Source organism: Blautia caecimuris, assembly GCF_024622975.1.
Classification (GTDB): domain Bacteria; phylum Bacillota; class Clostridia; order Lachnospirales; family Lachnospiraceae; genus Blautia_A; species Blautia_A caecimuris.
Genome location: NZ_JANJZT010000026.1, coordinates 16,543 through 30,416, shown reverse-complemented (window position 1 = coordinate 30,416; position 13,874 = coordinate 16,543). Strand labels below are relative to the sequence as shown.

Here is a 13,874-nt window from a genome sequence, read left to right as displayed (position 1 = left end):
TAAATGGAATTAAGCCAGATGACTGCACTGGAACTGTCCCGTAATATCAGGGGAAAAAAGATCTGCGTTTCAGACAGTGTAGAAAGTGTGTTTCACCAGATCAGAAAAAAAGAAAAGAAAATTCATGCATACTTGGATCTTTATGAAGAGGACGCATATAAGAGGGCAGAGCAGGTTCAGAAAGGAATTGAGCAGGGAATCTATACAGGTCCTTTGGCAGGAGTACCGATCGCGGTAAAGGATAATATCTGTATCAGAGGTAAAAAGACAACCTGTGCATCCGGAATACTGGAAAATTTTATTCCTACATATCAGGCTGAGGTGATCGACCGTCTGGAACAGGCAGGAATGATCCTCATAGGAAAAACGAATATGGACGAATTTGCCATGGGAAGTACAACAGAAACATCTGCTTTTGGTGTTACGGCAAATCCGTGGAATACAGAGCATGTACCGGGCGGTTCATCAGGGGGTTCCTGTGCGGCAGTTGCGGCCGGAGAGGCATATATGGCTCTTGGATCCGACACAGGCGGTTCCATTCGTCAGCCCAGCGCTTTTTGCGGAGTGACCGGAATCAAGCCAACCTATGGAACCGTATCCCGATATGGTCTGGTGGCATATGCGTCTTCTCTTGATCAGATTGGTCCTGTGGGAAAAAATACAGAAGACTGTGCTGCTCTCCTTCAGGTAATTGCCGGATATGATCCAAAGGACAGCACTTCTCTCAGGAGAGAACTTCCGAAACCTGGGCTGACTTCAGGGAAAGATCTGAAGGGAATGCGGTTTGGCGTTCCTGAAGAATATATGGCAGAGGGAATGGAAGAAGGAGTCCGCAAGGTTTTTCTTGCTTCTCTGAAGCTTTTGGAGGAACTGGGAGCTGAAGTGGAATTTTTTTCAATGAAAACCACGGAATATGTAATCCCGGCATATTATATCATTGCCTGTGCAGAAGCAAGCTCCAATCTGGAAAGATTTGACGGTGTAAAGTATGGATTTCGTGCGGCAGAATATCAGGGACTTCATGATATGTACAGAAAAACAAGAACGCAGGGGTTCGGAAAAGAGGTAAAAAACAGAATCATGCTGGGCTCATTTGTTTTGAGCTCCGGTTATTATGACGCTTATTATCTGAAAGCATTAAAGGCAAAAGCTCTGATTAAAAAAGAATTTGACCAGGCCTTTGAGAAGTATGATGTGATTCTTGCTCCGGCGGCTCCCCATACGGCTCCAAAGCTGGGAGAAAGCCTGAAAGATCCTCTTACCATGTATCTGGGTGATATTTATACAGTAGCAGTAAATCTCTGCGCCCTTCCTGCCATTTCCCTTCCGGGTGGCTTTGACAGAAAAGGGCTGCCCGTAGGATTTCAGATGATTGGCCCTTGTTTTGGAGAAAATACGCTGATCCGGTCAGCGGCTGTATTTGAAAATGCACGGGGGAAATTTCCATCAGCAGAAAAAGGAGGCACAGAGGTATGAGACAGTATAAGACCGTGATCGGACTGGAGGTTCATATAGAGCTTGCCACAAAAACCAAAATTTTCTGCGGCTGTTCTACGGAATTTGGCGGAGAGCCAAATACCCATACCTGTCCGGTATGTGCCGGGATGCCCGGTTCTCTTCCGGTTCTGAACCGTCAGGTGGTGGAATTTGCACTGAAAGCCGGAATTGCGGCAAATTGTCAGATCAATCAACTATGCAAATTTGACCGGAAAAATTATTTTTATCCTGACAATCCGCAGAATTATCAGATATCACAGCTCTATCTGCCGTTGTGTCATGATGGATGGATAGAGATTGAAACCTCAGCCGGAAAGAAAAAGATCAGGATCCATGAAATACATATGGAAGAAGATGCTGGTAAACTGATCCATGACGAATGGGAAGACTGTTCACTGGTAGATTATAATAGAAGCGGAGTACCTCTGATCGAGATTGTTTCCGAACCGGATATGAGAAGCGCTGAGGAGGTTATTGCATATCTGGATAAACTTCGCTGTATGATGCAGTATCTTGGAATTTCGGACTGTAAGCTTCAGGAAGGTTCCATGCGTGCAGATGTCAACCTTTCTGTCTGTGAGTCAGGAAGCGATGTCTGGGGAACCAGAACAGAGATGAAGAACCTGAATTCTTTCAAAGCCATCACAAGAGCGATTGAAGCTGAACGGGAGAGACAGATCGAGCTTCTTGAAATGGGAAGGCCGGTAATTCAGGAGACAAGGCGGTGGGACGACAATAAAGAAAGCTCTCGTGCCATGAGATCAAAGGAAGACGCTAAGGATTATCGATATTTTCCGGATCCGGATCTGCCGCCGGTTCATATTTCAGATGAATGGATTCAGAGAATCCGTAATACGCAGCCACAGCTGCGGGAAGAAAAGCAGCAGATATATCAGGATGAGATGGGACTTTCCGATTATGATGCCAGAGTTTTGACGGAATCGGCACATCTGGCTGATCTTTTTGAAAAAACAGCAGAACTCAGTCAGAATCCCAAAAGGACAGCAGCATGGTTTATGGGGGAAGTTCTTCGCCTGATAAAAGAATACGGTACAGAACCGGAAAAGGTTTGTTTTTCGCCGAAACACCTTGCACGGCTGATTTATATGGTAGAGGAAAAGAAGGTCAGCCCTGCCAATGCAAAAAAGGTATTTGAGCATATCTTTAACGAAGATACAGAACCGGAAGTTTTTGTCCGGGAGCATGGTCTGGGGATCGTGCAGAATGACGATCTTATGCAGCGTGTGGTTCAGAAGGTTCTTGCAGAGAATCCGGGTCCTTTTTCAGAGCTTCTGGGAGGTAAGGATAAAGTATTCGGTTTTTTTGTAGGTCAGATGATGAGAGAATTGAAGGGTACAGCAAGCCCTGAGGCGGTAAGGGACGCCCTTACGGAAGAAATAAACAAGAACAGGAGATAGAATATGGTAACAGTAAATAGAAACTATCTGAAACTGCCGGGCAGTTATCTGTTTTCCACAATTGCCGGAAAAGTGTCCACTTTTCAAAAGGAAAATCCGGAAGCCAGAATCCTTCGCCTTGGAATTGGAGATGTGACACAGCCTCTTGCCCCGGCAATTATTGAAAGTCTTCACAGATCAGTGGATGAAATGGCACATCAGGAAACTTTCCGGGGGTATGCACCGGATCTGGGCTATGAATTTTTGAGAGATGCCATTGCAAAGAATGACTACAAAGACAGAGGATGTAACATTTCAGCAGATGAGATATTTATTTCTGACGGAGCAAAAAGCGATTCCGGAAATATCCAGGAGATCTTTGGGGCAGATAATAAGGTGGCTGTCTGTGATCCGGTTTATCCGGTTTACGTGGACACCAATGTGATGGCGGGAAGGACCGGGGCTTATAACAAAGAAAAGGAAAATTTTGACGGAGTGATCTATATGCCCTGTCTGGAATCCAATGGATTCCTTCCCGAGATTCCGGAAGAAGTGCCGGATCTGATCTATCTTTGTTTTCCGAACAATCCAAGCGGCGCTGCCATTACCAAGGAAAAGCTTCAGGAATGGGTGGACTATGCCAATCGTACAGGTGCAGTGATTATTTATGATGCAGCTTATGAGGCGTATATTACGGAAACAGATATCCCTCACAGTATTTATGAATGCAACGGGGCAAGAACCTGTGCGATTGAGCTGCGCAGCTTTTCAAAAAATGCCGGATTTACCGGTGTGCGTCTTGGATTTACGGTGATACCCCGGGAACTGGTTCGCGATGGAGTGTCGCTTCACAGGTTATGGGCACGACGTCATGGAACCAAGTTTAATGGAGCTCCTTACATTGTTCAGAGAGCCGGAGAGGCGGTGTATTCTCAGGAAGGAAAAAAACAGCTTCGGGAACAGGTGGCATATTATATGAGAAATGCCCATTATATCTACAGTGAACTGAAAAAAGCCGGATATTCCGTCTCCGGAGGAGTGAATGCTCCTTATATCTGGCTGAAAACACCGGATCAGATGTCCTCCTGGGAGTTTTTTGATCATCTTCTGAGAAATGCGCATGTAGTGGGTACTCCAGGATCCGGATTCGGCGCTCATGGAGAAGGCTTTTTTCGTTTGACAGCATTTGGTTCCTACGAAACCACACAGGAAGCAATCCATCGTATAACACAGATTTAAAGAAACAGAAGGCTGCTGGTCTGTATATGACCTGCAGCTTTTTGTTTGCGCGCCATGGGCGCGCTCTAATGGGTGAAAGTCCCGAACACGCCTAGGCAACGAGGAAGTGTATAGCCGAACAGCAAGGGTGTCCATCGTGAGGTGGAAGCTGTAGGCAAACTCTTGGTCCGACGGACAGAAATCACATATGAGGCTCGGAAATAAGGATAAGTCTGCAAAAGAAGATGAAGTCCAAAGGTTGCTGGAAGTACGAGTAAATGTGGCGGATAGATGAGAGGAAAGAGCGTGTGTTATTCAGCAAATTTGTATTCTTGTGTTTCCACGAGTACTTCCTTTGAGTTTTTCAGGAAAGGATTGAATTCCAATCCGTTCCGTATCTTGCAGTGTAATCCATAATCATTCGTCTCCTTTGCATAAGCGTACTTTTTTCTTTTTATCAATGCGTTTTCCGTTTTGTTGAGAAGCCGGATCGGAGTCAGCATCCCGTCAGTTTCCACAATGAAGATCTCTTTCATATCCGGGGAATAGCGAAGGCGGATACGCTGCCGTGCAAAACGGTAATCCACTTCGTATTCGATCTGGTCGATGACGATCACACTGTCAGCAGATACCCGGCGTTCAATCTCCAGAAGGAAATCCTGCCGGAGGCTTTCCTCTGAAAGTCTCCGGATCTGTTCCGGCTCTGAAAAGAAACGGTCCAGTGGGGACAGCCCGCGAAGGGATGAATGTGGGGCTTGGTTGTATCTCTGGACAAAAGCATGCAGGCTTCCCCTCAGTTCTTCCAGTGAATGGAAATCCCGCATATCAAGGGAGGCCATCCACTGATCCTTCATGGTCCGGAACCAGCGCTCAATCTTGGCTTTTCCGGTTGGCGTGTATGGCTGGCAGTAACTGAGTGTGGTGCCGATCCTTGCGGCAAGGAGTTCCATTTGTTTGTTCTTATAAGATTTTCCATTATCAAAGTTGAAAATCTTGGGGCGCCCATACTTTGCTATGGCTGATCTCATGACCGACATCAGGTTGATAAAGTTATCATTGTAGAACACATCGATCCCGGTAATGAACCGGCTGGCATCATCGATCAGTGCAATGATATAGATCCGGTGTTTTTTGCCATCAGGCGTCGTAAGACGGGGACCGACACTGCTATCCCCACACCAGACTTCGTTGATATGGGGGCGTTCGTAGCGGCGCATATCCCTGTTTGGTGTCTGCCGCAGTTCCATCTGGCCCCATAAGTCCTTTTGCAGAGATTTCTGCGAAAAAAGCGGTTTTGCTTGGATAACGTTCATCAAGTCCCGCAATGATAGGTGCGATGGCACCATAGCGCATCAGGGCGACTTCCTGTTGTTTTTCCTGCTTCATAAGTTTTATATACCTCCTTTTTCTTAAGGATAAGGGATAAAACAGGACCTGTCGTGTAAGGTTATGTTGGCAGGAAAAAAGTTTATTGGAGGTTGATTTAATCTGCATGAACTGTCTGGAAAAGAGGGAAAAGCATGCTGAGACCAGGCTGGGGATATCAGGGAAAGGAAGCCTCATGGAGAGCAGCCGCTGTTTCCAATGTAAGCGGTAGTTCCGGATGATGGATTTCAGGTTGTTTTCATCCACGAGGTACTGCTCTGCCAGTATGTTCCGGAATCCGATTTCATGCTCATAAGCATGAATCAGACGGACGTGCAGAATCAGAGGGATCAGTGAATAAGGGATCATGGATGAAAGTAACAGCGCATGGGTATGCCCGCAGGCCTTGCAGTACACACGAACGACAGAAAGTGAGAGGACACGGTCAGTAAGCTGGACGTTGCGTTTGTAAGAACCATAACGGATGAGACAGCCGGAGTGGCCACAGGTACATGAAATAAGGTTCAGATCAAGAGAATCAATAGTTTTATTGTAAAAATCCTGAGAAATAAGGTTGTAGTTTCCTGTATAAACTGTTATCATAGGTATGCATAAATGTAGCGTAAGCTATGTTTGGGTAAAAGCAGGAATCGAACTTTGGTCGGGGAGGTTTCTGCTTTTTATTTCGTGGTTACAAAACCATATGATAATACAAGAGGTCTCAGGATAAAACAATCTGATGAAAAATACGTCAGATTCCTTTATATCAGGACCTCTTTTATTTTGCATGAAAATTGAAAGATCGGTTTGTTATAAAGTGACTGATAACAAACAGCTGCAAGGTTGAGAAACTTAATCAGCTTATCAGAGGTTGGATTAACTACTTCAAGATAGGTAGTATGAAGAAACTCTGCCAGAAACTTGACGGTAACATCAGATACAGACTTCGTATGTGCATTTGGAAACATTGGAAAACTCCACAAAACAGAGCAAAGAATCTGATTAAGCTAGGTGTGCCACAATGGAGCGCATGGAAAACAGCATATATACATGGCTATGCGAGACCCGCCCGATGCGGAGACCTACAGATTGCAATAAGCAATAAAAGACTAGCCTCATTTGGACTAGTCTCAATGTTAGATTACTACACCGAAAGGTGTGTTACTTGTGAAGTTGATTGAACCGCCGTGTACCGAACGGTACGCACGGTGGTGTGAGAGGTCGGGGAAATAATATTTCCCCTCCTACTCGATTGAAGAAACCAGGTTTTCATTGCGTTACTGTGAATTTTACCGTATAATAGAAAGGAGTCAAAAGATAAAGGGGTAAGTAGAAATGTATTACGAAACAGCAGAGAAATTACTTGAATTTATCAGAAAAAGTCCAACTGCTTTTCATGCAGTGGATACAATGAAAAAAACACTGGCTGGCAATGGCTTTCAGGAGCTTTCCGAAAAAGAACTGTGGAGCCTGACCCCCGGCGGAAATTATATGGTTACAAGAAACAATTCAGCGCTGATCGCTTTTTCCATTCCGGAAAAAGCGCCGTACAGCTTTCACATTATGGCAAGTCACAGCGATTCTCCGACTTTTAAGATTAAAGAAAATCCTGAGATCACAGTGGAAAAGGCTTATGTAAAGCTGAATGTGGAAAAATACGGAGGAATGCTTATGTCTCCGTGGTTTGACCGTCCTCTTTCCGTGGCAGGAAGAGTGGTTGTCCGGGAAAACGGAGAGCTGAAAGAAAAACTGGTAGACATTGACAGAAATCTTCTTATGATCCCCAGCCTTGCCATTCATATGAACAGGGAAGTAAATTCCGGATATGCCTATAATCCGCAGAAGGATCTTCTTCCTCTGTATGGAACAGCAGGAACCAAAGAGCCATTTGGAAAACTGATCGCAGAGGCAGCAGGAACCAGTGAGGAAAATATTTTAGGGCATGACCTGTTTCTGTACAACCGGGTTCAGGGAACCGTATGGGGGGCTGAACGGGAATTTGTTTCAGCAGGAAGACTGGATGATCTTCAGTGCGCTTTTGCATCTCTGGAAGGCTTTCTTTCAGGCGGCAAAAAAGAGAGCATTGCTGTACATTGTGTTCTTGACAATGAGGAAGTGGGAAGCGGAACCAGACAGGGGGCAGCTTCTGCATTTCTGAAGGATACACTGCTGCGCATCAATTCCGGCCTGGGAAGGACCTATGAAGAATATTTGATGTGCCTGGCAGACAGCTTTATGATCTCAGCAGACAATGCTCATGCTCTTCATCCGAATTATACAGATCAGTCTGACCCGGTGAACCATCCGGTTCTGAACGGCGGAATTGTCATTAAATATAATGCAAACCAGAAATATTGTACAGATGCTGTATCAGCAGCAGTATTTAAAGAAATTTGCGCGAGAGCAGAGGTTCCGTACCAGACATTTGTAAACCGTTCCGACATAGCAGGCGGTTCTACTCTGGGAAATATTTCCAATACTCAGGTGCCGGTAAGCACGGTAGATATCGGACTTCCTCAGCTTGCTATGCATTCTCCTTATGAGACAGCCGGAGTGATGGACACCTACAGTCTGGTAAAAGCAGCAGAACTGTTTTTTGCGTAAAAGAATACAGGCTGATTTTGAAAATAACAGCATAAAAGAAAGACAGACGAGGAAAAATGAATAAAAAAGCGGTATTTTTTGATGCGGATGGTACTGTCTGCGATATAGAGAAGGGAGTTCCGGACAGCGCGGTAAGAGCCATTACACAGCTTGTGAGAAACGGACATGAGGCATGGCTGTGTACAGGAAGAAGCAGGGCGTTTGTTCCGGGATATCTGGAACAGATCCCTTTTACCGGAATGATCAGCGCCTGTGGCGCTACCATAGAAAAAAACGGCCAGCGGCTGTTTAACAAGGAGATGTCTTCTGAAGTTGCAGAGCTTTCTGTAAAAATCCTGCGCAGATACGGTCTGGTCCCGGTAATGGAAGGGGCGGATTTTATGTATTATGACAAGGATGAGTATACACTGGAAGTAAACTGGTACCGGGATCTTATCACGGAAGCTCTTGGACCAAAGTGGCGTCCCATTAAAGGCAATGAAAAGTCTATGAGGATCAATAAGATCAGTGCAAAAATGAAAGAAGGCTGTAATGCAGAGCAGGCTCTGAAAGAGCTGTCCGCCTACTACGATGTGATCCGTCATGAAAATAATTCTTTTGTGGGGACAACAGTGGAATTGATACCAAAGGGCTGCAGCAAAGCTGCGGGAATAGCTGCGGTGTGCAGAATCTACAATATTCCATGGGAGGATACGGTTGTCTTTGGAGACAGCAATAATGACCTTTCCATGTTTGAATATGCGGCAACAAAGGTGGCAATGGGAAATGCCTCACAGAAGATCAAAGAGCTGGCAGATCATATTACCACGGATATGTTCCATTATGGAATAAAAAACGGGCTGGAAAAGCTGGGACTGATCGGAACAGGAAGCAGATTCTGACAGACAGAGAGTATGCTTTTCGTCTGAAAGAGAGAAACAGAATAATTTACTGGAAAGTGAGGGAATTTGGATGAAAACGCTTGAATTACGCGATGGTTTTTACTGGGCAGGAATTGTGGATGATAATCTTCGGGTATTTGATATTATCATGTATACGGAATTTGGAACTACCTATAATTCCTATGTATGGAAAGCCGGAGACAAGGTCGTCCTTTTTGAGACAGCCAAAGAGAAATTTTTTGACGAATATCTTGACAAGCTGAAAGAAATTATTGATGTAACAAAAATTGATTATCTGATCGTGGATCATACAGAGCCGGATCATGCAGGAAGTATTGGAAGACTTCTGGAGTACAGCCCTCAGATGAAAATCGTAGCTACAGGCTGCGCCATTGGATTTCTGAAAGAAATTGTAAATCATGATTTTACTTCCATTGCTGTAAAAGATAATCAGACTATGGAAATCGGCGGAAAAACTCTCCGCTTCCTTGTAGTTCCCAATCTTCACTGGCCGGATACCATGTATACTTATATTGAAGAAGAACAGCTTCTTGTAACCTGCGACTCTTTTGGTTCTCATTATGGTTTCCATGATGTTCTTGCCAGCAAGGTCACAGATCAGGAAGGCTATATGCGTGCTACAAAATATTATTTTGACTGTATTATCGGACCCTTTAAGCCGTTTATGCTAAAGGCTCTGGACAAGGTACGTCAGCTTGATGTATCCATGATCTGCCCGGGACACGGACCGGTGATCGATGAAAATATCGACCGTATGTATAACATTTATGAGGACTGGTGTACGGTTGTAAATCCCAACCGGAAAAAAACAGTCATTATTCCTTATGTAAGCGCATATGGTTATACGAAGCAGCTTGCCGAAGAAATTTCAAGAGGTATTCAGGACAGCGGCGATATTGATGTCAGAAGCTATGACCTTGTGGAAGCTGACCAGGACAAGGTGCTGGAGGAACTGGGCTTTGCAGACGGTATTCTGTTCGGTACTCCCACAATCGTAGGAGAGGCCTTAAAACCAATCTGGGATCTGACTACCTCCATATTTGCCGGAACACACGGCGGAAAGCTGGCAAGCGCCTTTGGAAGCTACGGATGGAGCGGCGAGGGAGTTCCTCATATTATCGAGAGACTGAAACAGCTTCGCATGAAGGTTGTAGATGGTCTGAAGATTCGTTTTAAACCAGGCGAAAACAATCTTCTGGATGCCTATGAATACGGATATAATTTCGGATGCATTCTTCAGAAAAAAGAGAATCCGAAGAAAAAAGGTTCACGCACACTGGTAAAATGTCTTGTCTGCGGTGAGATCTTTGATTCATCCATGGAAGTCTGCCCGGTCTGCGGTGTGGGAAAAGAGAATTTTGTGCCGGTAGATGCAGAAGAAAGCAGCTTCCGTAAAAATACAGATCATTTTTATGTGATCCTCGGAAACGGTGCGGCAGGATTAAGCGCGGCAAAAGCAATTCGTGAAAGGGATAAAACAGGCTCTGTGATCATGATCTCAAATGAGGCTTATCCTACGTACAACCGTCCTATGCTGACAAAATCCATGGTAGCGGAGCTGGATGCAAAAGAAATCCTGGTTGAGCCGGAAGCCTGGTATCAGGAGAACAATATCCACCTTCTCCTTGAAAAAGAAGTAACAGGTATTCATACAGATAAAAAAGAGATAACACTTTCGGACGGAACAGCATTGAAATATACAAAGCTTATTTACGCTCTGGGGTCCGAATGCTTTGTGCCTCCGATTCCGGGAACGGACAAGCCTGAGGTTGTTGCCATCCGCCGTATGAGCGATATCGAAAAGATCGAGGCAATGCTGGACAGAGTACAGAATGTGGTTGTGATCGGCGGAGGCGTTCTGGGTCTGGAAGCCGCCTGGGAGCTGAAAAAAAACCGCAAACAGGTGGTTGTTCTGGAGGCTGCGCCGCAGATCATGGGACGCCAGCTTGATGAGGGCGCAAGCCAGATGCTTACAGACATCAGCAGGAGTAATGGAATTGACATTCACGCAGGAGTTCAGATTGCGTCAATCGAGGGCGAAAGCTCTGTAACGGGTGTAAAACTGGCTGACGGAAGAGAATTTCCCGCAGAGCTGGTGATTGTTTCTGCAGGAGTACGCGCAAATGTGGGAGCTGCAAAAAATGCAGGACTTGACATTAACAGAGGCATTGTGGTAAATGCAGATATGAGTACCAGTGACGAGAATATTTTTGCCTGCGGAGACTGCGCGGAATATGAAGGAATCAATTATGCCATCTGGCCTCAGGCTCTGGAACAGGGAAAGGTTGCAGGAGCCAATGCGGCAGGAGATGCGCTGACATATACTACGGTTTCAGCAGGACTTTCTTTCCACGGAATGAACACAGGTCTTTATGCCATCGGAGATAATGGAAAAAATCCGAATCTTATTTACAGAACTGTGGAATTTAAAGACATGGGACGGAAGCAGTATGAGAAATATTATTTCCTGAACAACCGTCTCTGCGGAGCTATTCTTATTGGCGATACTTCAAAAATGGCTTTTGTTACAGAGGCAGTGGAACAGAAAAAAACATTTAAAGAGATGTTCAGTTAATGAAAGAGGCGGAAAACTATAAAGAAGAGCTTCTCCGGCACAGGCATTACTTTCATATGCATCCGGAGCTGGGTCTTGAGGAAAAGGAAACATCGGCATATATAAAAAGCTATCTGGAGAAACTGGGGTATGAAATTACCCCGGTTTTTCCTACAGGAATGATCGCGGAACTGCCTGAGCTGAAAAAAAGGAAAAAAACTGTGGTGGTAAGGGCAGAAATGGACGGCCTTCCTATGGAAGAAAAGACAGGGCTTCCATATGCCTCTGTGAATCCGGGGCGTATGCATGCCTGCGGACATGACGGTATTCTGGCAGTGGCGCTGACTTTATGCGGTATTCTTTCTGAGGAAAAAGAAGAATTTCCGGTAAATGTAAGATTTTTGTTTGAGCCGGCAGAAGAAATCGGAGAAGGGGCAAAAAGGATGATAAAAGCAGGAGCCCTGGACGGTCCGGCAGATGCTTTTCTGATGTTTCATTTTGCTGTGGATATGCCCTTTGGAATGGCGGTTCACGAAGGCCAGGCTTCTGCTATGATTGCAGGAATCGGAATTGAGGTAAAAGGAAAATCCAGCCACTGGAGTGAAGCTCATAAAGGAATTGACAGTATTTATGCAGGCGCCAGAGTGATACAGGAGGTGCATGACCTTAACGAAAGCTATCAGGGACATGCGCCCTGTCTTGTGGGAATCGGAACGGCTCACGGAGGTGAATACGGAAATATTATTGCAGATTCCATGACGCTTACCGGAAATATAAGGGCCTGCAGAGAAGAAGATTTTCAGGCACTGTATTGTCTGCTGGAGGAACGTCTGAAAAATACAGAAAAAGAAACCGGAACAAAGATCACTCTGAGTCTTTTAAAGGAACCTGTGCTTTCTTTTGCAAACGATTCTGAGTTTACAGAGCTTGCAGCAGGAATCGGTCAGGAGGTATTCGGGGAGCGTTTTATTCTTGAGGGAGAGGATGAACTGTTTCTGGCAGGAGACAATGCCTATCGCTACTTCCAGAGGACAAGGGGAGTCTTTTTGATTTTTCTGGCAGCAGTTCCGGGAAAAGAATATCCGCTTCATCATCCGAAGATGGAGCTGGATGAAAATATTTTTCCGTACAGTCTGGAAACGGTTTATCAGATGATAAAAAAAATGGGAAAAGTCTGCTGAACCTGCGACAGATCACAGGGAATAAGAGAAAGAGAGAAAAAGCCAATGGAAAAACATGGCGGAAATCTGCAATGGGGGGATCATTATGAAATATGGGAAAATAAGGATTGAAGATGGAAACCTGGTCTTTGCCAGACATATGATGATGAACTATCTTCCATGCAGGGATATCCTGTGGGTTTATAAAAGACAGGAAGGAGTGGAAGGCGGCGCTCAGAAACAGATCAGCACCAGTTATCTGGTGGTTGTGACCAGAAGACGCAAACGCTATAAATTTGATATGACAGACAGGGAAGTAAGAGACTGTGTACAGCTTCTGAAAGCGCTGAATCCTGACATTGTGGTGGGCTTTCCGAAAGGAGGCAGGATCCACCTGCAGAGTCTTCCGAATACCAGAGACCTGGGAGCGCTGATGACAGAGGACGGAAGACATATTCTTCCCAGACGTCTTTTAAGAAGCGGCAGTCTTTATCATATTTCTCTGACAGACCAGGATGTCCTCACAGAAGAATATCATCTTACGGAAGTGATTGATTTCAGAACCCAGAAAGAGATCCTGGAAAAACCGGATACTGTGATCGAGGGAGTGCGTTATCATGAGATTCCTATTGTGGATGAAGAGACGGCCGGGATTTCCCAGACAGGAAGTTTCCTGGAGCTGATTACAGAAGCCGGTCAGCTTCCCGATGATTTTTTACATAATCAGTACCGCAGCTTTGTCAGGGACGAGTATTCAGTGAAGCAGTATGCTCGTTTTATGGATATCCTTCTGAACCATGAGAAGGGCGCTGTTCTGTGGCACTGCAGTGCAGGAAAAGACCGGGCGGGGATTGGTACCGCCCTGCTTCTCTGCGCTCTTGGGGTTCCCAGAAAAACCATCCGTGAGGATTTTATGAAAACAAATCTTTATCTGGAAGAGGAGATGCAGCATATGGTCCGTTATCTGGAAACAAAAACCATTGTAGACAGTAAGGTAATGGACAAAGTGCGGATTCTTTATAAGGTCAAAGGGGAATATCTGGACACAGTTTTTGACACAATTGAAAAGGATTTCGGTTCTGTGGAACATTTTCTGAAAAAAGCGCTTTATCTGACTCCTAAGGCAATTGAAACCCTGAAAAATAAATATCTTGTATAAACATACATTTTTACATTG

8 protein-coding genes and 2 pseudogenes are annotated in these 13,874 nt (G+C 45.1%); 9 read left to right on the top strand and 1 reads right to left on the bottom strand.

From position 1 onward, the window contains the following. Nucleotides 1-3 precede the first annotated feature (3 nt). From gatA to NSA57_RS14880, 3 genes are read left to right on the top strand one after another with little or no spacing between them, the layout of a single operon-like run. Nucleotides 4-1,476: an Asp-tRNA(Asn)/Glu-tRNA(Gln) amidotransferase subunit GatA gene (gene gatA / locus NSA57_RS14890; RefSeq protein ID WP_147599541.1), complete on the top strand. Its 1,473-nt coding sequence runs from the start codon at nt 4-6 to the stop codon at nt 1,474-1,476. Beyond that, nucleotides 1,473-2,915: an Asp-tRNA(Asn)/Glu-tRNA(Gln) amidotransferase subunit GatB gene (gene gatB / locus NSA57_RS14885; RefSeq protein WP_257465261.1), complete on the top strand. Its 1,443-nt coding sequence runs from the start codon at nt 1,473-1,475 to the stop codon at nt 2,913-2,915. Before gatA ends, gatB begins: the two co-directional genes overlap by 4 nt. Nucleotides 2,916-2,918: 3 nt before the next feature. Then, nucleotides 2,919-4,133 (top strand): LL-diaminopimelate aminotransferase, encoded by a 1,215-nt coding sequence (locus NSA57_RS14880; RefSeq protein WP_257465260.1) that lies wholly within the window; start codon nt 2,919-2,921, stop codon nt 4,131-4,133. A 396-nt stretch (nt 4,134-4,529) separates the two neighbouring features. Here NSA57_RS14880 and NSA57_RS14875 read toward each other — a convergent pair. Continuing rightward, nucleotides 4,530-5,498: pseudogene (locus NSA57_RS14875) on the bottom strand (DDE-type integrase/transposase/recombinase). Between the two features lie 803 nt (nt 5,499-6,301). Here NSA57_RS14875 and NSA57_RS19815 point away from each other — a divergent pair. The 6 genes and pseudogenes from NSA57_RS19815 to NSA57_RS14840 all read left to right on the top strand — a co-directional run. Beyond that, a pseudogene (locus NSA57_RS19815) lies at nt 6,302-6,658 on the top strand (group II intron maturase-specific domain-containing protein); the annotation flags it as partial. A 154-nt stretch (nt 6,659-6,812) separates the two neighbouring features. Beyond that, entirely contained in the window at nt 6,813-8,081 is a 1,269-nt protein-coding gene (locus NSA57_RS14860; RefSeq protein ID WP_257465257.1) for a M18 family aminopeptidase, read from the top strand. 56 nt (nt 8,082-8,137) lie between these two features. Beyond that, nucleotides 8,138-8,962, top strand: coding sequence for an HAD family hydrolase (locus NSA57_RS14855; protein WP_257465256.1), 825 nt, complete (start codon nt 8,138-8,140; stop codon nt 8,960-8,962). A gap of 70 nt (nt 8,963-9,032) precedes the next feature. Continuing rightward, nucleotides 9,033-11,558, top strand: a complete 2,526-nt coding sequence (locus NSA57_RS14850) for an FAD-dependent oxidoreductase (RefSeq protein ID WP_257465255.1) — start codon at nt 9,033-9,035, stop codon at nt 11,556-11,558. Further along, a complete protein-coding gene (locus NSA57_RS14845; protein ID WP_147599545.1) occupies nt 11,558-12,718 on the top strand; it encodes a M20 metallopeptidase family protein in 1,161 nt (386 codons plus the stop codon). The genes NSA57_RS14850 and NSA57_RS14845 overlap by 1 nt, the downstream gene beginning before the upstream one ends. Before the next feature lie 85 nt (nt 12,719-12,803). Then, complete coding sequence (locus NSA57_RS14840) at nt 12,804-13,856, top strand: tyrosine-protein phosphatase (RefSeq protein ID WP_147599646.1); 1,053 nt, start codon at nt 12,804-12,806, stop codon at nt 13,854-13,856. Nucleotides 13,857-13,874 lie beyond the last annotated feature (18 nt).